This is a genomic window from Pseudomonas sp. NFPP02 (genome assembly GCF_900119355.1).
GTDB classification, from domain to species: domain Bacteria; phylum Pseudomonadota; class Gammaproteobacteria; order Pseudomonadales; family Pseudomonadaceae; genus Aquipseudomonas; species Aquipseudomonas paracarnis.
Genome location: NZ_FPJI01000009.1, coordinates 22,264 through 43,098, shown reverse-complemented (window position 1 = coordinate 43,098; position 20,835 = coordinate 22,264). Strand labels below are relative to the sequence as shown.

At 60.9% G+C, this 20,835-nt stretch carries 17 protein-coding genes; 6 read left to right on the top strand and 11 right to left on the bottom strand.

Annotated elements, in window-relative coordinates:
* Positions 1-6 precede the first annotated feature (6 nt).
* From BT204_RS16735 to BT204_RS16725, 3 genes are read left to right on the top strand one after another with little or no spacing between them, the layout of a single operon-like run.
* The gene (locus BT204_RS16735; protein ID WP_239695920.1) at positions 7-2,433 is read left to right on the top strand and encodes a fimbria/pilus outer membrane usher protein; all 2,427 of its coding nucleotides are present in this window, start codon (positions 7-9) and stop codon (positions 2,431-2,433) included.
* A gap of 11 nt (positions 2,434-2,444) precedes the next feature.
* Complete coding sequence (locus BT204_RS16730) at positions 2,445-3,584, top strand: DUF1120 domain-containing protein (RefSeq protein WP_072447543.1); 1,140 nt, start codon at positions 2,445-2,447, stop codon at positions 3,582-3,584.
* A gap of 11 nt (positions 3,585-3,595) precedes the next feature.
* Positions 3,596-4,240 (top strand): DUF1120 domain-containing protein, encoded by a 645-nt coding sequence (locus BT204_RS16725; protein ID WP_034128692.1) that lies wholly within the window; start codon positions 3,596-3,598, stop codon positions 4,238-4,240.
* Between the two features lie 5 nt (positions 4,241-4,245).
* Here the strand turns inward: BT204_RS16725 and BT204_RS16720 are convergent, their stop codons facing one another.
* Both BT204_RS16720 and BT204_RS16715 read right to left on the bottom strand, forming a co-directional pair.
* A complete protein-coding gene (locus BT204_RS16720) occupies positions 4,246-5,502 on the bottom strand; it encodes a CynX/NimT family MFS transporter (protein WP_072447541.1) in 1,257 nt (418 codons plus the stop codon).
* Entirely contained in the window at positions 5,492-6,151 is a 660-nt protein-coding gene (locus tag BT204_RS16715; RefSeq protein ID WP_034128694.1) for a FadR/GntR family transcriptional regulator, read from the bottom strand. Before BT204_RS16715 ends, BT204_RS16720 begins: the two co-directional genes overlap by 11 nt.
* A gap of 257 nt (positions 6,152-6,408) precedes the next feature.
* Here BT204_RS16715 and BT204_RS16710 point away from each other — a divergent pair, with 257 nt between their 5' ends.
* Positions 6,409-6,897 (top strand): type II toxin-antitoxin system MqsA family antitoxin, encoded by a 489-nt coding sequence (locus BT204_RS16710; RefSeq protein ID WP_034128695.1) that lies wholly within the window; start codon positions 6,409-6,411, stop codon positions 6,895-6,897.
* Between the two features lie 236 nt (positions 6,898-7,133).
* On the opposite strand, the gene BT204_RS16705 is transcribed toward BT204_RS16710, so the two are convergent.
* The 4 genes from BT204_RS16705 to BT204_RS16690 form a co-directional block, all read right to left on the bottom strand.
* The gene (locus tag BT204_RS16705; protein ID WP_010444394.1) at positions 7,134-7,898 is read right to left on the bottom strand and encodes an amino acid ABC transporter ATP-binding protein; all 765 of its coding nucleotides are present in this window, start codon (positions 7,896-7,898) and stop codon (positions 7,134-7,136) included.
* Positions 7,899-7,908: 10 nt separating this feature from the next.
* Positions 7,909-9,006, bottom strand: coding sequence for an amino acid ABC transporter permease (locus tag BT204_RS16700; protein WP_014717022.1), 1,098 nt, complete (start codon positions 9,004-9,006; stop codon positions 7,909-7,911).
* A gap of 10 nt (positions 9,007-9,016) precedes the next feature.
* Entirely contained in the window at positions 9,017-10,198 is a 1,182-nt protein-coding gene (locus BT204_RS16695; RefSeq protein WP_054898976.1) for an amino acid ABC transporter permease, read from the bottom strand.
* Positions 10,199-10,270: 72 nt separating this feature from the next.
* Positions 10,271-11,302, bottom strand: a complete 1,032-nt coding sequence (locus BT204_RS16690; RefSeq protein ID WP_034128697.1) for an amino acid ABC transporter substrate-binding protein — start codon at positions 11,300-11,302, stop codon at positions 10,271-10,273.
* A gap of 346 nt (positions 11,303-11,648) precedes the next feature.
* Between BT204_RS16690 and BT204_RS16685 the strand changes: the two genes are divergently transcribed.
* Together BT204_RS16685 and rhlB are read left to right on the top strand one after the other, a co-directional pair.
* The gene (locus BT204_RS16685; RefSeq protein ID WP_072447539.1) at positions 11,649-12,305 is read left to right on the top strand and encodes an alpha/beta hydrolase; all 657 of its coding nucleotides are present in this window, start codon (positions 11,649-11,651) and stop codon (positions 12,303-12,305) included.
* 95 nt (positions 12,306-12,400) lie between these two features.
* On the top strand, positions 12,401-13,867 hold the full coding sequence (gene rhlB / locus BT204_RS16680) for an ATP-dependent RNA helicase RhlB (protein WP_034128699.1): 1,467 nt from the start codon (positions 12,401-12,403) through the stop codon (positions 13,865-13,867).
* Positions 13,868-14,010: 143 nt separating this feature from the next.
* On the opposite strand, the gene moaE is transcribed toward rhlB, so the two are convergent.
* The 5 genes from moaE to BT204_RS16655 all read right to left on the bottom strand — a co-directional run bounded on the left by moaE (position 14,011) and on the right by BT204_RS16655 (position 20,697).
* Positions 14,011-14,460 carry a molybdopterin synthase catalytic subunit MoaE gene (gene moaE, locus BT204_RS16675; RefSeq protein WP_054898978.1) on the bottom strand — a complete coding sequence of 150 codons (450 nt, stop codon included), beginning with the start codon at positions 14,458-14,460 and terminating at the stop codon, positions 14,011-14,013.
* Between the two features lie 2 nt (positions 14,461-14,462).
* Complete coding sequence (gene moaD / locus BT204_RS16670) at positions 14,463-14,705, bottom strand: molybdopterin converting factor subunit 1 (protein ID WP_032903342.1); 243 nt, start codon at positions 14,703-14,705, stop codon at positions 14,463-14,465.
* Positions 14,702-15,175 carry a cyclic pyranopterin monophosphate synthase MoaC gene (moaC, locus tag BT204_RS16665; RefSeq protein WP_072447537.1) on the bottom strand — a complete coding sequence of 158 codons (474 nt, stop codon included), beginning with the start codon at positions 15,173-15,175 and terminating at the stop codon, positions 14,702-14,704. Before moaC ends, moaD begins: the two co-directional genes overlap by 4 nt.
* Before the next feature lie 109 nt (positions 15,176-15,284).
* Positions 15,285-19,013 carry an autotransporter domain-containing protein gene (locus BT204_RS16660; protein WP_072447535.1) on the bottom strand — a complete coding sequence of 1,243 codons (3,729 nt, stop codon included), beginning with the start codon at positions 19,011-19,013 and terminating at the stop codon, positions 15,285-15,287.
* Between the two features lie 289 nt (positions 19,014-19,302).
* On the bottom strand, positions 19,303-20,697 hold the full coding sequence (locus BT204_RS16655) for a PhoH family protein (protein ID WP_005785025.1): 1,395 nt from the start codon (positions 20,695-20,697) through the stop codon (positions 19,303-19,305).
* Positions 20,698-20,835: the final 138 nt, after the last annotated feature.

Sequence of the window (20,835 nt, the reverse complement as noted above, 5' to 3'; positions counted from 1 at the left end):
CCTTGCGTGAAAACAGTATTGAGTTACCGTGACGGCGAAGCCGTGCCCATTCGTCCAGCCTTGCCGCTGGTGTTGCTGCTGTATGCGCTTATGCCGGACAAGGCGTGGGCCGACGACACCAGCCCCGCAGGCTTCGACGCCCAGACCTTGCATCAGCGCGGCATCGATCCACAGTTGGCCAGCCTGCTGCTGGCAACACCGCGCTTTGCCGCCGGCCGTCATAACGTCAACCTGCGGGTCAATGGCCTGCGCCGGGGACGCCTGGAGGTCAGTTTCGATCAACAGGGCAACCCCTGCCTGGACCGTGCGTTGCTGGACGCCGCCAACCTGGTGATACCCGCTGAACCCGTGGGTTGTGAGGATTTTCTCGTGCGGTATCCGCAAAGCCTGGTGGAACCGGACCCGTCGACACTGACGTTGGCACTGGTCGTGCCCACCGAAGCACTGCGCCCCGTGCAACAGGACATCTCGGGCTACCAGACCGGCGGGTTTGCCGGGATGCTCAACTACGACCTGAGCGGGTTCTACAACCGCTTTGGCGAAGACGCCAGCCGGTTTGGCTCAGCCAATACCGAAATCGGCTTCAACGCCGGCGACTGGATCGTGCGCAGCCGCCAGGTGCAGACCTGGCAGGATGGCTTATCGCGCAGCGTCCACTTGGAGGCCTATGCGCAACGGACCTTCGCCAGCCATCAGGCAGTGCTGCAGGCCGGGCAGATCAACCTCTATAACCCGGTGTTGTCTGGCGCACAGATCACCGGCGTGCAGGTGCTGACCGAGCACGCCCTTCAGGAGCAAGGCCAGAGCGCGCAAATCCAGGGGATCGCCAACAGCCCGGCACAGGTAGAAGTGCGCCAGAACGGCGCGCTGATTCACTCCACCGTGGTGCCTGCCGGGCCGTTTGTGCTGAACGATGTACGTCGCCTGAATACGCGCTCGGACGTCGAAGTCACGGTCAAGGAAAGTGTCGGCGGGGAACGACGTTTCACCGTACCCGCCGCCATGCTCGGTCTCGGCCTGCCTGCACCCGGCTATTCGGTCGCAGCGGGGCGCGTACGTAACGTCGGCGGGGCCGAGGCAGAGGCGCCGTGGGTGGTCAGCGCCGGTTGGACCGGGAACTTGCATCCGCAACTGACCCTGGGCAGTGGCGTGCTGGCGACCGGCGAGTATCGCTCGGCGGGCGCCAGCCTGGGCTGGCTGCCGTGGCTGGACAGTCAGATCCAGGTGTCTACCCAATTGTCCAACACCCAGTCGTGGGAAAAAGTCTCGGGCGTGCAGACCGATCTTTCCTGGTCACAGCGCCTGAGCGAGCGATGGTCGTTCAGCGCCGCCAACTCCTGGCGCAGCAGCGGCTACCGCGAACTGGAGGAAAGCACCTACGAGCGCGACGGCAGTCAGCGCAACTCACACTATCGCGACCAACAAAGCATCAACCTGGGGTGGTCACATCCGCAGTTGGGCGCATTCAGCGCCGGCGTTTCACGTTCGAGTACCTTCGAGGGCAACAGCAGCAGCCGCGCGCTGGCAGCGTGGGGCACGAGCATTGGCGCAGTCTCGTTATCGGCCAGTGCCGAGTGGCAGATGGGCGGACGCCAGCAACAGGACAACGCGGTCTACCTCACTGTCAGCGTGCCGTTGGGCGAAAGCCGCCGGCTGCGCAGTTGGGTGCGCAACTCCGGCGGCCAAAACCGTACCGGCCTGGGCCTGACCGAACAGATCGACGACCAACTGAGCTACCGCGTCAGCGCCGAACACGACAGCAGTGACCATCAGGTGGAAACCAGCGTGGGCGTTTCGGCATTGCCGCGCTATACCCAACTCGACTTGAGCTACAGCCGCTCCGATGCCGAGCGTTCGAGCTACCAGGGCGGCGCCCGCGGCGGTGTAGTCGTGCATGGCGACGGCATGACATTTACCCCCTACCCGGTGCGCGACACCTTCGCTCTGGTATCCGTCGGCGACATGAGCGGCATCAAGCTCAGCACCCCCAGTGGGCCGGTGTGGACCGACTGGCAAGGCCAGGCCGTGGTGCCGCAGGTGGCCGCCTACGGGCGCAGCCCAGTGGAAGTGCAGACCCGCTCTCTACCGCGCAACGCCGACATCAACAATGGCCTGGCGGTGATCTCGGCCGGGCGTGGCGCTGTCGATCGGGTCGAGTTCGGCGTGGGCCTGACCCGCCGCATGCTGCTCACCGTCAGCGACGATCAGGGAAACCCCATGCCCGTGGGAGCGTCCGTTACGACGAACACAGGTGAGTTCATCACCTTGGTGCAGGACGCCAGCCAGGTGTTCCTGCCCAATGTGCTGGACCAAGGAGCGCTGTGGATCACCACCTCCCAAGGCAAACGCTGTGAATTGCGCTACCAACTGCCGGCAAAAGCCGACCCCACGGTGTATTTCGAAACCGCACCTGCTCGTTGCCACACACCATGAGGACTACTGCCATGCCCCCTGCAATCTGTTTGCGCTACGTGAGCCTGGGGTTATTGCTCGCGTTTGCCGGCACTGCTCAAGCCTTTGAGGAATGCCAATTCAACCTCAGCGAACCGCTGGTGGATTTGGGCTTGATGAGTCGCCTGGCGCAAAGCGACAGCGCGCCGCAACGCCTGCTCGGCGAGCGCCGTTTGAGCCTGACGTTCACCTGCCCCCAGGCCCAGGACCTGAGCCTGTTTTATCGCGGCACCGCCGCCTCCGCGCAACGTCTGCAATTCACTCCCAACGGCAGCTATGCCATAGAATTCGGCAACGCCGTGCTCGACGGCCGGGCGGTGGAACTGGGCTTGTTACCCGGCGCAGGCCAGGCGCCGGTGAGCAGCGCCAGCGTGCTGGAATGGCGGCCCGACCATGGCATCGCGCCGCTGCACCAGGGCACGGTGTTGCAGGGGAAAACCCTGGCATTGCAGTTGACTCTGCGCGCCTGGGCCGACCCGGCCGCCACCCAGGTACGCGACGCCACCACCTGGGAAGTCAGCGGGATGATGTACCACAGCGCAAGCGGGCGTTACCGCGACCTCACGTTGCGCGCCCACTTCGCGCCGACCGCCTGCCAACCGACACTGTCGGACCAGGGCGTCGTGGACTACGGCACGCTGTACGCCAAGGATCTGAGTGCCACCCACGAAACACCGCTACCGACGCGCACCGTACGCCTGAGCGTGACCTGCGATGCTCCGGCCCGCTTCGGCCTGCGCATGAAAGACAATCGCGATGGCTCAGCCACCGGCGGCACCGATGAAACGGCCTATGGTCTGGACCTGGACGCCGGCAACAACAAAATCGGACGTTTCTACCTGACGGTCGACCCAGCGGAATTCAGCGCCGACAGCGTGTCCACGCTGTACCGCACCGACTCCACCAGCAATGGCGCAGCCTGGAGCAGTTCGACTGCGCGGCAGATCCCCATGGCTGCCAACAGCCTCATGGGCTTTACCGACAAGACCGGCGTGACTACGGGCCCGCTCGCCATACAGGTCCTGACCGGCACGATGCGCATCAAGACGTACCTGGCCCCCACCCAATCGCTGGATCTGCGCGATGTCGTGCGTATCAATGGGTCCGGCACCCTCGAAATCATTTACTTGTAGGAGTGCGTACCATGAAAATTCCTGCCCTTTGCAGCCTTCTATTATTGACCAGCACCCAGGCGGCGCTGGCGGCCTCGACGGTGGACCTCAGCGTCCAGGGGTTGGTCACGCCCGCCGCGTGCCTGCCGCAACTGTCAAACGGTGGCTTGATTGACTACGGCAAAATATCTCAACAAGACTTGAACCTGGAAACCCGCACCCGTCTTCCCGCCAAGACCCTGTTCTTCGGCATGGCGTGTACCGGCCCGGTACGTTATGCCCTGCGCATGCAAGACAACCGCAGCGACTCGACCCTGGTCGAAAGCGAGATTTACTACGGGCTGGGTTTCGACAGCAACGGCACGCCCCTGGGCGTCTACTCCATGACCTTCGATCCTCGGCAGACCCAGGCCAGCAACAACGGGCAACTCTACGGCACCGAATCCACCACCGGGGGCCTGGCATGGCGCACGTCCAACCTCAACCCCATCGACATCGGTTCCCGCAGCTACCTGGGCTTTACGTCGATCGAGGGCAGCGTCAGCGGCCCCACCGCCATTGGCATAATAGGCAGCCACGTCACGGTGCAGACCGTGATCAATGCTCGCAAGAATCTGGACTTGAGCACGCAAACCCCGATTGACGGCTCGGCCACCCTGGAGGTGGTTTATCTCTAGACCCTCTAGCAGGTGACGCACACGTAGCGCGCACGTCCGGCGCCCAGGCCCGCCACGATGGCGCCGAGGCCGATCACTGCGAAGATCCAGCCGATGGCCGTCCAGCCGCCGGTCCAGTCATGCACCACGCCCACAGCGAAAGGGCCAAGGGACGCCAGGGTATAACCGACCCCCTGTGCCATGCTCGACAGGTTGGCGGCTACGTGAGCGTCACGCGAGCGCAGCACAATCAAGGTCAGCGCCAGGCTGAAGGTACCGCCCTGCCCCAGGCCGAGCAGAATCGCCCACCCCCACAAACCGTCCAGCGGCGCATACAGGCAGCCGAACAAGCCGCCTAGGGTCAGCAGCATCACCACCACGATCGCCAGGCGCTGGTCCTTGCCACGGGTGGCCAGCCATGGCGCGGCCAGGGAACTGAACAATTGCACAATGATCGAGCCGGACAACGCCAGTCCCGCCTCCGTGGCACTCAGGCCACGACCGATCAGAATCGACGGCAACCAGCCGAATACGATGTAGGCCAGGGATGATTGCAGGCCCATGTATAAGGTCACTTGCCAGGCCAGCGGGTCACGCAGTAGCCCCTTCACGCGGTAGGCGACGCGATGGGCGCCGTGCTTCTGCCCGACTTGCGGCAACCAGAACAACGCCGCCAACAGCGCTGGCAGAATCCAGAACCCCAAACCAAGGGGCCAACTGTCGCCGAAGTAATGACTCAACGGTACCGTGGCCCCTGCCGCCAATGCGGCGCCCAGGCACAGGGCCATGGTGTAGACGCCGGTCATGGCGCCCGCACGTGCGGCGAAGTCGCGCTTGACGATACCCGGCAGCAATACGCCGATGATGCCAATGCTGGCGCCGGCGATCAGGCTGCCGGCAAACAGGCCCACTTCTCCGAATGAACTGCGCAGGATGATCCCGCCAGCCAGCGTCAGCAAGACGCCGAACACCACCCGCTCAGCCCCAAAGCGTCGGGCCAGGATCGGCGCCATGGGCGCGAACAGGCCCAGGCACAACACCGGCAGGGTGGTCAGTAAACCGGCTTGGGCGGCCGACAGGCCCAGGCTGCTGGAGACGTCGGCCAACAGCGGCGACAGGCTCGACAAGGCCGGGCGCAAGTTGAGCGCCACCAGGATCAGGCCCAGCAACAGCAACCAGGGCCGGCTCACCCGCGGGTGGCTGTGCTGCACCTCGTCGTCATCGGCCTCGGCGTCAATCAACAACTCTTCAAGTTCGGGCGTGCGTTGGGTTTCAGGGTTCATTGATCAACTGCCGGCAGAGGGATTTGGCACGTTCGGGGTCTTGCTGCTCCACGGCGTCAAGCAGGGCAACGTGCAAGTCGAACACGGCCTGGCGACGCGGTGAAAGGTTCAGGGTCTGACGCAACTGCGCGCCGACGATGGCGGAGAAATACTGATACAGCTCGCTCAAGGCCGGGTTGTGTGCGGCGTCCACCAAGCGTTGGTGAAACGCCAGGTCGGCGCTGATATAGGCCTCGAGGTCGCCCTGATACAGCGCGGCGCTGGTATCCAGCGCTGTGCGCAATGCTCGCAGGTCACTTGCAGTACGGCGTTGAGCAGCAAGGCCGATGGCCTCCACTTCCAGAATCTGCCGCGTCTCCTGCGCCTGCCCCAGGGTGCAATGAGACAACGCACGCATCGTGCCCAACGGGTCGGTCATCGAGCGCAAATAACTGCCGTCGCCCTGACGAATTTCGATTAACCCGGAGAATGCCAACACGCGCATGGCTTCGCGCACGGTGTTACGGCTGATCCCCAGCTCGGCGCACAGTTCGGGCTCGGTGGGCAGGCGTTCGCCAACGGCCCACACACCCTGGGCAATGCGCAGACGTAGTTGTTCCAGCGCCTGGTCAACCAGGGAGCGTTTGATCAGCGGGGCAATGTCTGTCATGGGCTTTACGCTTTCGTCCAATCATAGGATGAATTTTCCTACAGCCTATTAGGAGTCGCCTACAAAGGCAACGCACTAGGGTTTTTAGGCAGGGAAAGGAGCAGTATTTTCGATTGGTAAAATTACCCTCAGAGGGTAATTATTGGACTCAGGTGTCTTATGGAAAAGTACACACCTCATTACGATCTGGCCTACATCAAGGTGACTCACCGCCCAGGCGGCGAAGCTCCCGTAATCTCCTTCAAGGAGAAAACCTTATGAAAACCCAACAATGCGTAAATTGCGGAACCCATGATGGAATGCAGTATTTCGCAGGTCGCACCTTCACCATCAACACACGCGGCATGATGCGCGACATTCCAAACATCGCGGGCTGGGAATGCCAGGTTTGTAAGGAAATCGAATTCGATCATGACGATGACAGCGCAGAGCGTTATTCCGATGCCAGTGACCAATTATTGATTGATGGCAGAAAAGTCATCGCGGCTGAAATGAAGCGAATCCGTCGCAAACTGCACCTCACTCAGAAGGAGGCAGTGAAGCTGTTGACTGTGCGCGGGCAAAACTCATTTTCTCGCTACGAAAGGGCTGAGGTTTTCCCTCCTGAACCATTGTTTACACTCATGCGCCTACTGGATAAGCATCCGCATCTGCTGGCCGAGATCGAGGCGCTCAATGTCGGAGAAGACCTCAATCGCCTGCTCATAGCAAAAGATGAGCAACAACGTGCGGCACAAGCATCCTGAACAGACCAACAGGCAAAAATAAACCCGGCACCAGGCTAATGCCAGTCAGTTAAGACAGAATCGGTAACTGTGGCGAGGGAGCTTGCTCCCGCTGGGGCGCGAAGCGGCCCCCAAAATGGGACTGCTACACAGTCCAGCGGGAGCAAGCTCCCTCGCCACAAGTCACTGGTTGTCTGCTCTAGCTCTTAACTGACTGGCATTAGGCACCAGGCCGGGTTTATTTTTTCAAACGTCGATCAATGCAGTATCTGGCTCAAGAACAACTTGGTCCGCTCATTCTGCGGGTTATCAAAGAAGTCATTCGGCGCCGCCTGCTCGACGATCTCGCCCTTGTCCATGAAGATCACGCGATTGGCCACTGTGCGGGCAAAGCCCATTTCGTGGGTCACGCACAACATGGTCATGCCGTCTTCGGCCAGGCCGATCATGGTGTCCAGTACCTCTTTGACCATCTCCGGGTCCAGCGCCGATGTCGGCTCGTCGAACAACATGATTTTGGGCTTCATGCACAGCGCGCGGGCAATCGCCACACGCTGTTGCTGTCCACCTGAAAGCTGCCCGGGAAACTTGTGGGCCTGCTCCGGAATGCGCACACGCTCCAGGTAGTGCATGGCGATTTCCTCGGCCTTGCGCTTGGGCATCTTGCGCACCCACATCGGCGCCAGCGTGCAGTTTTGCAGGATGGTCAAATGCGGGAACAGATTGAAGTGCTGGAACACCATACCGACTTCGCGGCGGATCGCTTCGATCTGCTTGAGGTCATTGGTCAGTTCCACACCATCGACCACAATGCGGCCTTGCTGGTGCTCTTCCAGGCGGTTGAGGCAGCGGATGGTGGTGGACTTGCCCGAGCCCGACGGGCCGCACAGCACGATACGCTCGCCCTGCTTGACGTTGAGGTTGATGTCTTTCAACACGTGGAACTGGCCGTACCACTTGTTGACGCCCTGCATCTGGATAATGCCTTCAGGGCTCACAGGCTGTTTGATTGCTTCGCTCATCAAAAAACTCCTAACGCTTGTGGCCAGTGTCGAGCTTGCGTTCCAGATGCATGGAATAGCGCGACATACCAAAACAGAAAATCCAGAACACCAGGGCGGCGAACACATAGCCTTCGGTAGCCATGCCCAGCCATTTGGGGTCGGCGGCGGCTTGCTTGACGCTGTTGAGCAGGTCGAACAGGCCGATGATGATCACAAGGCTGGTGTCCTTGAACAGGGCAATGAAGGTGTTGACGATCCCAGGGATCACCATCTTCAAAGCTTGCGGCAGGATCACCAGGCCCATGCTGCGCCAGTAGCCCAGACCCATCGCCGCAGCGGCTTCATATTGGCCCTTGGGAATCGCCTGCAAACCACCGCGCACCACTTCGGCCACATAGGCCGACTGGAACAGGATCACACCGATCAGCGCCCGCAGCAGCTTGTCGAAGTTCATGCCTTCAGGCAGGAACAGCGGCAGCATCACCGAAGACATGAACAGCACGGTGATCAACGGCACGCCGCGCCAGAACTCGATGAAGGTCACGCAGACCACCCGAATGGCCGGCATGTTCGAACGCCGCCCCAGCGCCAGCACAATGCCCAGCGGCAAGGCGCCGGCGATGCCCACCGTGGCGATCACCAGGGTCAGCATCAACCCGCCCCATTGGCTGGTCGCCACGTTGCTCAGCCCGAACACGCCGCCATGCAGCAAGCAGTAGGCAATGATCGGATACAGCACCAAAAAGCCCAGGCCATAGATCGCCTTGCGTGGGAAACGCGAGATGAACAACGGCGCCACGCCCACGATGGCCAGCCATACCGTCATGTCCACGCGCCAGCGCAGGTCGACGGGGTAATAGCCATACATGAACTGCCCGAAGCGCTGTTGGATAAACACCCAACAGGCGCCCTCCTTGGTGCAGTCGGCGCGGGTGGTGCCCACCCAGTTGGCATCGAGGATGGCCCAGTGCAGGATCGGTGGCACCACCAGGTACACCAGGTAAATCGCCAGCAAGGTCAGCAGTGTATTGAGCCAGCTCGAGAACAAGTTGGCGCGCATCCAGGCCACCGGCCCGAAGACTTTGCTCGGCGGTGGCATGTCAGGTTTGAACGTATGCGTAGTCATGGGTGTGTCCTCACCGCTCGATCAGCGCAATGCGCTTGTTGTACCAGTTCATCAGCAGGGAAATGCTGATGCTGATCGCCAGGTACACGCTCATGGTGATGGCAATGACTTCAATGGCCTGGCCGGTCTGGTTGAGCACCGTGCCGGCAAACAGCGAAACCATTTCCGGATAACCGATACCGGCGGCCAACGACGAGTTTTTCGCCAGGTTCAGGTATTGGCTGGTCAGCGGCGGAATGATCACGCGCAACGCTTGCGGGATGATGACCTTGCGCAGCGTCGGCCCCGGGCGCAGGCCCAGTGAACGTGCCGCTTCGGTCTGGCCATGGCTGACGGACTTGATGCCCGAGCGCACGATCTCGGCAATAAATGCCGCCGTGTACACCGTCAGCGCCAAGGTCAACGCCAACAACTCTGGGATCAGTACCCAGCCACCGACAAAGTTGAAGCCCGCAAGCTTGGGCATTTCCCAATGCAATGGCGTACCGAAGATCAACACGCACAACGCCGGGATCACCACCAGCAGCGCCAGGCCCGCCCAGAATTTATGGAAAGGAACTCCCGTCGCTTCAAAGCGCTTGTTGGCCCAGCGGGTCATCAGCACGATGGCAACGATAGCGACCACCAGGCTGGTGACAAACGGCCAGAACCCGTCGGACGCCAGCGCTGCCGGCATGTTCAAGCCACGGCTGCTGACAAAGAAGGTGTCACCGAAGTTATGGCTGTTGCGCGGCCCTGGCATGGTCAGGAACACCGCGAAGTACCAGAACAGGATTTGCAACAGCGGCGGAATGTTGCGGAATACCTCCACGTACACCGTCGCCAGCTTGTTGATCATCCAGTTGGGCGACAAGCGTGCCACGCCGATGATGAAGCCGAGCAGGGTTGCCAGCACCACACCGATGACGGTCACCAGCAAAGTGTTGAGCAGGCCAATGACAAACACCCGGGCATAGCTGTCCGATTCGGTGTAGTCGATCAAGTGCTGCGCGATGCCGAAACCGGCACTGCGCTCAAGAAAGTCGAAACCCGAGGTGATGCCCCGGTGTTGCAGGTTGGTCTGGGTGTTATGGAACAGGTACCAGCCCAGCGAGACCACCGCCACGATCGTGATGATCTGGAACAGCCACGCACGCACTTTGGGGTCGCTGAAGCTGAGCTTCTGCTTGGGTGCGCCGATTTGATTTTGCATGAAGTGCCCCGAAAATAATGGAACAGAACATCACCCGGCAGTTGGCCTACCGGGTGACAGAACCATCAGCGATCAGCGCACAGGGGGTGCGTATTGAATGCCGCCGTTGTTCCACAGGGCGTTCAGGCCACGGTCGATTTCCAGCGGCGTGCTCTTGCCCAGGTTGCGCTCGAACATCTCGCCGTAGTTACCCACTTGCTTGACGATCTGTACCACCCAGTCCTTCTTCACTTTCAGGTCTTTACCGTATTCGCCGTCGGCACCGAGCAGACGCGCAACGTCCGGGTTCTTGGTGGCCTTGGCTTCAGCTTCGACGTTCTTGGAGGTCACACCGGCCTCTTCAGCGTTGAGCATGGCGTAGCCCACCCAGCGCACGATGGCCAGCCACTCATCATCACCGTTACGCACGACCGGGCCCAGGGGCTCCTTGGAAATGGTTTCCGGCAGCACCACGTAGTCTTTCGGCGAAGCCAGCTTGCTGCGCTGGGCGAACAGCTGGGATTTGTCGGACGTCAGCACGTCGCAACGCCCGGACTCCAGCGACTTGGCGCTTTCATCGGAGGTGTCGAAGGTGATCGGGGTGTATTTGAGGTTGTTGGCGCGGAAATAGTCGGAAACGTTCAGCTCGGTGGTGGTACCGGCCTGGATGCAGATGGTTGCACCGTCCAGTTCCTTGGCGCTCTTGACGCCCAGCTTGTTGTTCACCAGAAAGCCGATGCCGTCGTAGTAGGTAATGAAGCCCGGGAATTTCAGGCCCATGCCCGCATCGCGGGAGCTGGTCATGGTGGTGTTGCGCGACAGGATGTCGACTTCGCCTGACTGAAGCGCGGTGAAACGCTCCTTGGCGTTCAACTGGCTGAACTTGACCTTGGTGGCATCGCCAAATACGGCAGCCGCCACAGCGCGGCAATAGTCAGCGTCGATCCCGAGGATCTTGCCGCTGGCATCCGGCACCGAGAAACCCGGCAGGCCGTCACTCACACCGCACTGCACAAAGCCTTTCTTCTGCACGGCGTCCAGGGTGGCGCCCGCCTGGGCAAAACCACTGACACCCAGTACAGCCGCCGCAGAGACGATGGCCAGGGTGGATTTCAATACTTTCATTACAAACCTCCAATTGCTCTTGTTGTGTCGGAGCTCCAACCTCAGCGCACCCTTATGAGGCGATATCGACCCGTGTTGGTTTTTTTTGGGGCCAAGCAGCATGAGGTTTTTGCGGTAATTCCAGTTGCTTTCCCACGAGCGGCAGTCACTGATAGTGTTACCGCCCTGGGAGAGTTCTGACATCGAGCTACACATAGCAAGGCGCGTACCAGAGTCTTGGCCGAGTGGCTGTAACTGCGCTTCGATGGCAAAAGATTCAACCTTGCGACATTCTCTTAACAGATCAACCTGTCGCGCACCGTTCCGACGCACCTCATCGGAGCGCCCGCACATCTATGGAGCAGACATGACCGAACCCTTGATTCTTCAGCCCGCCAAGCCCGCAGACGCCTGCGTTATCTGGTTGCATGGCCTGGGCGCCGATCGCTACGACTTCCTGCCGGTGGCCGAAGCCCTGCAGGAAACCCTGCTGACCACCCGCTTCGTTTTGCCCCAGGCGCCCACGCGTCCGGTGACGATTAACGGTGGCTACGAGATGCCGAGCTGGTACGACATCAAGGCCATGAGCCCGGCCCGTTCGATCAGCCTGGAAGAACTGGAAGCGTCGGCAAAAATGGTCACAGACCTGATTGAGGCGCAACAGAGAACCGGAATAGACACCTCGCGAATTTTCCTCGCCGGTTTTTCTCAAGGTGGCGCGGTGGTTTTCCACACCGCGTTCAAGAAATGGGAGGGGCCTTTGGGCGGTGTGATCGCCCTCTCCACCTATGCGCCAACCTTCGATAATGACCTGGAATTATCCGCCAGCCAGCAACGCATTCCCACGCTCTGCCTGCATGGCCAGTACGACGATGTGGTGCAGAACGCCATGGGCCGCAGCGCCTACGAGCATTTGAAGGACCGTGGTGTCACCGTGACATGGCAGGAATACCCAATGGGCCACGAAGTGTTACCCCAAGAGATACACGATATAGGCACCTGGCTGACTGAACGCCTGCGCTGAATCCCGTGTTTATGTAGCCGTATGACAGACGCACTACGCCGCGCCCGATTCTTGCATTACACTGGCCGGCGTACATTCCTTAATCAATTAATGAGATGACCGTGCTCAAAGCACTCAAGAAGATGTTCGGCAAAAGCGAGGCTGAGCCGCTCGCGCCTGTTCCCAGTGCTCCTGCCCCCAAGCCCGGCAACCGCAATGACGGTCAACAGCCCGGCCGGAACGCGCCCGCCGCCTCACCGAACAAAACCACGGTGACGCCGCCTGAACAGGTAAAGCCTGCCGCACCCGCCCCGGCGCCTGTGGCCAAGCCCCGTCGCGAACGTGCGCCCAAACCGCCCGTGACCCCCTGGAAACTCGAAGACTTCGTCGTCGAACCCCAGGAAGGCAAAACCCGCTTCCACGATTTCAAACTGGCCCCGGAACTGATGCACGCCATCCAGGACCTGGGTTTCCCGTACTGCACGCCCATCCAGGCACAAGTGCTGGGCTTCACCCTCGCGGGCAAAGACGCCATCGGCCGTGCCCAGACCGGCACCGGCAAGACCGCCGCGTTCCTGATCTCGATCATCACCCAGTTGTTGCAAACGCCGCCGCCCAAGGAACGCTACATGGGTGAACCGCGCGCGCTGATCATCGCCCCGACCCGGGAGCTGGTGGTGCAGATCGCCAAGGACGCCGCCGACCTGACCAAGTACACCGGCCTCAACGTCATGACGTTTGTGGGCGGCATGGACTTCGACAAGCAACTCAAGCACCTCGAAGCCCGTCATTGCGACATCCTCGTCGCCACCCCGGGCCGGCTGCTCGACTTCAATCAGCGTGGCGACGTGCACCTGGACATGGTCGAAGTGATGGTGCTGGACGAAGCCGACCGCATGCTCGACATGGGCTTTATCCCGCAAGTACGCCAGATCATTCGTCAGACGCCGCCGAAAACCGAGCGCCAGACCCTGCTGTTCTCCGCGACTTTCACCGAAGACGTGATGAACCTCGCCAAGCAGTGGACCACCGACCCATCCATCGTCGAGATCGAAGCACTCAACGTTGCCAGCGAAAACGTCGAGCAGCATATCTACGCCGTCGCCGGTGCCGACAAGTACAAGCTGCTCTACAACCTGGTCAACGACAACGGTTGGGAGCGCGTGATGGTATTCGCCAACCGCAAGGACGAAGTGCGCCGCATCGAAGAACGCCTGGTGCGCGACGGCGTCAACGCTGCGCAACTGTCGGGTGATGTGCCGCAGCACAAGCGCATCAAGACCCTGGAAGGCTTCCGTGAAGGCAAGATCCGCGTGCTGGTGGCTACCGATGTAGCCGGTCGCGGTATTCACATCGACGGCATCAGCCACGTGATCAACTTCACCCTGCCGGAAGTACCGGACGACTACGTGCACCGCATCGGCCGTACCGGGCGTGCTGGGGCTGCGGGTGTGTCGATCAGCTTTGCGGGCGAAGATGACTCGTACCAGTTGCCGTCCATCGAGGCGTTGCTGGGGCGCAAGATCAGCTGTGAGACGCCGCCGACGCATTTGTTGCGCGCTGTAGAACGCAAACGCCCTTGAGCTGAAATGCGGTAAAAAATGTGGAAGCGGGCTTGTGTGGGAGCTGGCTTGCCTGCGATGCAGACACCTCGGTTTTTCAGTCACGCCGAGGTGATGCTATTGCAGGCAAGCCAGCTCCCACATGGGTTTCAGCGTCTGGCTGGCTACTTCCAGCGATCCGCTGCGGCGTGGTCACTGCTGCGCCCTTCTACCCAACGCGGGCCCTCACTGGTGTTCTCCTTCTTCCAGAACGGCGCCCGCGTCTTCAGGTAATCCATCACAAACGCGCAGGCATCAAACGCTGCCTGCCGATGCGCACTGGCCGCGCCGACAAACACAATCGGCTCGCCCGGCTCCAGCGCGCCGATACGGTGCAGCACCTCCAGCTTGAGCAACGGCCAACGCTGCTCGGCTTCCACAGCGATCTTGCCCAGGGCCTTCTCGGTCATGCCGGGGTAGTGTTCCAAAAACATCCCCGACACCTCGCGCCCGTCATTGAAGTCGCGTACATAGCCGACAAAGCTCACCACCGCGCCCACGCCCACGTTGGCCGCGTGCATGGCGTTGACTTCGGCACCGGGATCAAAGGCTTCGACCTGCACACGAATGGCCATGGTCAGCCTCCGGTCACGGGTGGGAAGAAGGCGACTTCATCGCCGGCTTGCACCGGCTCGTCCAGGCTGCACAACTCCTCGTTGCGCGCACACATCAGGCTCGCTTCGTTGAGCACGGCGAATTCCGGGTCAGCAGCCAGCGCGAGGCGCACGGCATCAACACTGGCAAACTCACCTTCCATCTCCAGCGAATCGAAGCCCACCGCTTCGGCGTAGCGCGCAAAAAACAGTACGTTGATACTCATTGCTGATCCGCCTTGAAATGCCCGCTCTTACCGCCCAGCTTTTCCAGCAGGCGAATACTCTCAATGGTCATGCCGCGGTCCACCGCCTTGCACATGTCGTAGATCGTCAGGGCCGCGACGCTGGCGGCGGTCAGGGCTTCCATCTCAACGCCGGTCTGGCCGGAGAGTTTGCAGCGCGCCACGATACGAACCGCGTCTGTGCCGTCGGCACTCAGCTCCACCTTCACGCCGGTGAGCATCAACGGGTGGCACAGAGGGATCAAGTCACTGGTTTTTTTCGCTGCCTGGATCCCGGCAATGCGGGCCACGGCAAACACGTCGCCTTTGGGGTGGGCGCCGTCGACAATCATTTGCAGGGTGGCGGGCAGCATACGCACCCGCGCTTCGGCCACCGCCTCACGGAACGTCACGGCTTTTTCGGTGACGTCGACCATATGGGCGCGACCTTGGGAATCGAGATGAGTCAGCACAGGGATACTCCTGATCAGGAGCAGCGATTGTAAACCTGTGGGTCAAAATTTGCGCAGGGCTGTTTATCCCATCCTGTAGGAGCGAGCTTGCTCGCTCCTACATTCAAGGTTAGAACCGGAACGTAAACCCGGCATTGATTCCGTTATTGTTCCCTCGGTTGGAGAGCAAGCCGCTGTAGTTCAACGACACCAGGGTGTCCTGGGTCAGGGCCATTTCCGCACTGGCTTTGATCACCGCGCCATCCCTCGCCACAGGCACGCTGTTGACGGCGAAGGCCGTGTCACTACCGGCAAACTTCAGAGAAGCTTCACGATCGGTGTCACCAAACTGGTGCTCCCACCCCAGCTCACCGCGCAGGGTCACCGCCGAGGTGGACGTGAGTGGCAACTGAGTATGGCCACGCACGCCCAGGGTGGAGAGTGTCGCGTCCTGGCTTTGCTGGCTGGCATGCAAGGCTGCGGCACCGCCTTTTTCCTTGAACGAGTCGCTTTGATAGTTCAGGTACGTGAGGTTGGCGAAGGGTTCAAACACGGTCCATTGGGTATAACCGATCTCGGCAAACACCTGGTCGGTGCGCGCGTTGTAGTCGGCTTTGGCATGGTCCGACTGATTGGCATAGGCCACCCGTCGCGAAGTGTCCAGGCGGTGCCAGGTGCTGGCACCGCCCAGGCGCAGGGCAATCGCCTCGAAGCGTTTGCCACCATAGACCGACAGGTGATAGTTGTCGCTGTCCGCCGACGCCGACTGGCCGTTGAGGTGGCTTTGGGTATAACCGGTGGCTGCGCCCACGCGCCAGCCGTCGTTCACCTCGGTGTCCAGGCCCAGCAGTACGCCGCTGGTGGACGAGGAGTAACCGCTGGCGTTGTTGTCACCACTGACGTTGTTGCGTCCACCGAGTAGCTGTACCCAGCCGCCGTTGTCACGGCTGTCGATCTGCGCGTTGGAATCCAGTGCCTGCGCCTGTTGCAGGCGAGCGTTGACCGCTTCACGCAGGTAGCGGCTGTCGGCCATTTGCGCTGCGGCCACGTCCGAATGCAATTGCCCTGAAAGTTGCTTGAAGCCCTCCCGCGCCTGGGCGGCGGAATCCGATGACAGCAGGCTTTCGTAGACCGGGCTGCCAGTGCCCAATGTCTCGGCCACCGTCGCCACCGCACGCTCGTTGCGGGTTTGCGCGACACTGGCGAAGGTGGTCTGGTTGCGAGCTATCGCCAGGGTCAACTGATTCGGTTGATAGTTGAGCGCAGTGCCAATGAACAGGTAGTTGGGGGCGAACGCTGCAAACTGCCCCTGGATACCTTGACTGGCGCTGAGGATATTGAACTGCTGGCCCAGCAAGCTGCGCGCCTCGGTGGCGGTCAACAGGTTGGGGCTGTTCTCCAGGGACACGCTCACCACACCACCGTTGAGAGTCGCCGCGCCATTGCTCTGGAGCTGGTCGCTCTGACCATTGGCGCCGACTTCGACGGCATACACCGAACCCGGATTGAACGTAACATCGCCGGTGCGCAGCGTGCCTATCGAATGCCCCGGGGCCACTCGCCCGCCGTTGTTGACGGTCAAGGCACCCACCGTGCCGTTGCCGGCCAGGGTGCCGCCCAGTGTGGTCATCACGCCGTTATCGGCATTGCGCATGCCAACGGCGCTGCCGTCTACCGTCACGGCAGAGGTCAACGCGCCGTCCACCGACAATTTGCCACCGCGTACCCAAGTGCTGCCCGAATAGCTGTTCTGGCCTTCCAGCACCAACTCGCCATCCCCGGACTTGACCAGGCTACCGACGTAGGTGCTGCCGGTGAGCACGTCCTGGCCGCGGGTGAGTGTTGCCTGCTCCCGGGCATGACCGATGTCGTATTCAAACTGATCGTCGGCCGAGGCATTGGCGGGCAGGCCATTGAGCCAGCCTTTTTGCTGCTTGGTGGCGGCCCAGGTCGCCTGCTCGGCAGCGTCTTCTACGCGGCGGGCGCGAATGGCTTCATCGGAAATCGGGTTGGCCCAGATATCGCGGGTACCGCTGGGCAACGCCACTGCCACCGCACCGAGGAACTGCCCCGGCCCTTGCATGGCTTTTTGCAGGTTGGGCAAGCCCCAGCCACTGACCACACCTGGTACTTGTGGGACACCCGGCGCGGCATCGTGCACCGGTTGCAGGTTGTCGTAGGTGCGGCCTCCGGTCAGCTCGCCAACCGGCGTGTCCGGTCCATCCGGCGCCTGCAGGCTGGAGGTGGTCAGCAACACGTCCCGCGCCTGGCTGGGCGTCATATAGGGGAAGCGTTGCATCACCAACGCCAGGGCCCCGGAAACGCTCGGCGCGGCGGCCGAGGTGCCGTTGGCATTCGGGATGATTTCGCCCTCGGGGCCGGCAGACGGAATGCCCGACACGCCCATCACGCACCACCACTTGGAGGTACCGCAACGGTTGTAGACCTGGGCGCTAGTCTCGTCGTAGCCCGTGATGGAGAGGAACCTGCCTTCGATATCCGGCTTGAAAAACGGCAGGTTCGCATTGGTGTCCGGGTTGGCACCGTGGCTGTCGTTGCCCGCCGAGATGATCTGGATGAACGTGTTTTGCCGGGCCGCATCGGCCATGGCGTCCATCCAGGTTTTGTGCCCGGCGTGGGCCTTGTCCCAGAATGGGCGATAGGCGGCGGTCATGTCCTGCAGGTTTTGCGCGGCGCTGTCGCCGACGTTGCCGAAGTGGTTCTCCACGTCATCGCGCGAGCTCTGCCCCCAACTCTGGTTGACGATCGCCACGTTCTTCGCCGCCAGGGCGTTGTAGCTGGCCATGAATGCGTTGTAGTCGAGGTCGTTGGAGCCTTGGTAGCGGTCGTTGTCGCTGCCGCCAGTGTTGGCGACAAAAAGATTGGCGTCGAAGGCAATGCCGTGCATACCAGTGCCGTTGCGGTTGGCAGCCAGCACCCCGGACATTTCCGTGCCATGCCCGTCGTTGAACTCCGGGTCGTATTCCCCAGGGATACTGAAAGGCTCCCCCTGCTTGAACTCGCCGCTGGGTACTTCAAGGCGGTAGCGCGGATGGGTGGCGTAGTACTCGCCCGTGGAGGTCACCGCCTGCACCCGGTCCTGGCCCTGGGCATTTTTGCCCTGGAACTCGGAGTGTTCGGTGAGGATGCCCGAGTCGAGTACGCCGACATTCACCCCCTTTCCGGTGATGCCCAAGGCATAGGCGTAATACGCGTTGGTGCGGTCCAGGCCGGAATTGACCTGAGCTTCCGGGGTCTTCCAGGTTTGCGCGTTGGCACTCCAGTTACGGGTTGCGCCAGCCCAGGACTGGCCTGCGTTCAATTGCCCGCTCAGGTTGCTGCTCACGCCCGGCTCGACGTAGGTGAAAGGCTTGGCGGCCGGCAGGTTGGCGATAATGGCCTTGGAGAAGTCCAGAATATTGGTGGTGTAGCGGCCGCTGTTGCTGAACAGCCGGCTGCGGTAGTAATCCAGGCGCGAAGCGTAGTCCAGTGGCCGACGGGTGTCGCCGAGCATGGCGCCAATGGTCAGGTTCTCGGGTTGCAGCTCATAGTTTTGCTTGAGGGCCGAATCGAACTTGCCGGACTGGGCCGCGAAGTCCTTGGCCGCAAGATCGACAATATCCGCGTAGGCAAACCTGAGGTTTTTGTACACGGCAGTCTCAGGACCGAATGAGGCGACGGCTGTCCTGAACGCCGATTCCAATACCTGCGGGGTGTAGGGGTTGTCGTCTGCCCTGGCCACGGAACCGTGGCCCAGCCATAAGGCCAGGCCGAGTGCTATGGGTGTGAGGGGTGTGGTCTTGAAACGGGGGGTGCGATTGCGTTGCGACACAATGAAGCCATTACCTGCTACGTCCATTTTCCTTTCCCTTTGGATATGTGCGTCATCAATGAGCGATGTTTTTGTAATAGGCAGGGTCACGGTGAAAACCCTGGACAGGTTTTCTAAACGTTCGTCGAATCAAGGAGGTGGTGTTCCGACGGGGTCTTGCAGTGTTCTTATAGTTTTTATCGCAAGAAAAAATGTAACAAAATAATTACAGAGACCACAAGCACCCGGGACGCGTTAACGCAGGCAAATGTCGCACAAAACAAAAACCCCGGACTTCGTGAAAAATCCGGGGCTTTTCGTCGCAGGTTCGCTGCAGTTACAGATGGGACTCGGCGTATTCAGCCAGAATCGAACGCGGTACCCCTTGCAGCGCAATGTGCACGCCGTTCGGGAAGTCCTTGAAGCGTTCCGTCAGGTAAGTCAGCCCGGAGCTGGTCGCGGACAGGTAAGGGGTGTCGATCTGCGCCAGGTTGCCCAGGCACACCACTTTGGAACCGGCGCCGGCACGGGTGATGATGGTTTTCATCTGGTGCGGCGTAAGGTTCTGGCATTCATCAATCAGAATCAGGCTTTGCTGGAAGCTGCGACCTCGGATGTAGTTGAGGGATTTGAACTGCAACGGCACTTTGCTGAGGATGTAGTCGACGCTGCCATGGGTGTTTTCGTCATCCATGTGCAAGGCTTCGAGGTTGTCGGTAATCGCCCCCAGCCACGGCTCCATTTTTTCCGCCTCGGTACCGGGCAGGAAACCGATTTCCTGGTCCAGGCCCTGCACGCTGCGGGTGGCGATGATGCGGCGATAGCGTTTGGTCACCATGGTCTGTTCGATGGCGGCGGCCAGGGCGAGGATGGTTTTCCCCGAACCTGCGGCGCCGGTCAGGTTGACCAGGTGAATGTCCGGATCGAGTAGCGCATACAGCGCCAGGCTCTGGTAGATATCACGCGGTTTCAGGCCCCAGGCTTCCTGGTGCAACAGGGGTTCCTGATGCAGGTCGAGGATCAGCAGCTTGTCGACCTGGATCTCTTTGATCCAGCCCACGAAGCCCTGTTCGTCGACGATGAACTCATTGATATGCACGGCCGGCAGGTTGTCGATCAGCTGTACCTGGTGCCAGGTGCGGCCGTGGTCCTGACGGGTTTCGACCTTGCTGACACGGTCCCAGAATGAGCCGGTCATCATGTGATAACCACGCGAGAGCATCGACACGTCGTCGACCAGTTGGTCGGTGCTGTAGTCCTCGGCAGCGATCCCACACGCTCGTGCCTTGAGGCGCATATTGATGTCTTTGGTCACCAGCACCACGCGCAGGTCCTTGTCGCGGGCGTGCAGGTCGATCAATTGGTTGATGATTTTGTTGTCGTTCAGGTTTTCCGGCAGCAGGCTGTTGGGCTCGCTGCGCTTGCTCATCAGGATCGACAGCAAGCCCTTGGGCCCGCTCTTGCCACGCTGGATGGGCACGCCAACCTCGACGTCCTCGGGCGAGGCTTCGCCCAATGTCTTGTCGATCAGACGGATGGCCTGGCGGCATTCGGCGGCAACGCTGTGGTGGCCGCTTTTGAGTTTGTCGAGCTCCTCAAGCACGATCATCGGGATGGCGACGTGGTGTTCTTCGAAGTTCAGCAGTGCATTTGGATCGTGGATCAATACGTTGGTATCAAGCACATAAAGGATTGGCTGGTCGGAAGAAGGGTTACGTCCATGATCATCCATACTCGGTCACCTTTGTGGGAGCCATTCGACGCAATACCTGGGCGGTGCTGCGCCTCGATTCGACCACCGAGTGCACCTGAGGGACGTCAAGTGCAGTGCCCACATGCGGAGTCTTGGAAGACGCCACCTGTGTTGCAG

Excerpts from the sequence above, each read along its gene's own strand:
- BT204_RS16730 (WP_072447543.1), top strand. The coding sequence starts at position 2,445 with ATGCCCCCTGCAATCTGTTTGCGCTACGTGAGCCTGGGGTTATTGCTC.
- BT204_RS16725 (WP_034128692.1), top strand. The coding sequence starts at position 3,596 with ATGAAAATTCCTGCCCTTTGCAGCCTTCTATTATTGACCAGCACCCAG.
- BT204_RS16720 (WP_072447541.1), bottom strand. The coding sequence starts at position 5,502 with ATGAACCCTGAAACCCAACGCACGCCCGAACTTGAAGAGTTGTTGATT.
- BT204_RS16715 (WP_034128694.1), bottom strand. The coding sequence starts at position 6,151 with ATGACAGACATTGCCCCGCTGATCAAACGCTCCCTGGTTGACCAGGCG.
- BT204_RS16710 (WP_034128695.1), top strand. The coding sequence starts at position 6,409 with ATGAAAACCCAACAATGCGTAAATTGCGGAACCCATGATGGAATGCAG.
- BT204_RS16705 (WP_010444394.1), bottom strand. The coding sequence starts at position 7,898 with ATGAGCGAAGCAATCAAACAGCCTGTGAGCCCTGAAGGCATTATCCAG.
- BT204_RS16700 (WP_014717022.1), bottom strand. The coding sequence starts at position 9,006 with ATGACTACGCATACGTTCAAACCTGACATGCCACCGCCGAGCAAAGTC.
- BT204_RS16695 (WP_054898976.1), bottom strand. The coding sequence starts at position 10,198 with ATGCAAAATCAAATCGGCGCACCCAAGCAGAAGCTCAGCTTCAGCGAC.
- BT204_RS16690 (WP_034128697.1), bottom strand. The coding sequence starts at position 11,302 with ATGAAAGTATTGAAATCCACCCTGGCCATCGTCTCTGCGGCGGCTGTA.
- BT204_RS16685 (WP_072447539.1), top strand. The coding sequence starts at position 11,649 with ATGACCGAACCCTTGATTCTTCAGCCCGCCAAGCCCGCAGACGCCTGC.
- rhlB (WP_034128699.1), top strand. The coding sequence starts at position 12,401 with ATGACCGTGCTCAAAGCACTCAAGAAGATGTTCGGCAAAAGCGAGGCT.
- moaE (WP_054898978.1), bottom strand. The coding sequence starts at position 14,460 with ATGGCCATTCGTGTGCAGGTCGAAGCCTTTGATCCCGGTGCCGAAGTC.
- moaD (WP_032903342.1), bottom strand. The coding sequence starts at position 14,705 with ATGAGTATCAACGTACTGTTTTTTGCGCGCTACGCCGAAGCGGTGGGC.
- BT204_RS16660 (WP_072447535.1), bottom strand. The coding sequence starts at position 19,013 with ATGGACGTAGCAGGTAATGGCTTCATTGTGTCGCAACGCAATCGCACC.
- BT204_RS16655 (WP_005785025.1), bottom strand. The coding sequence starts at position 20,697 with ATGGATGATCATGGACGTAACCCTTCTTCCGACCAGCCAATCCTTTAT.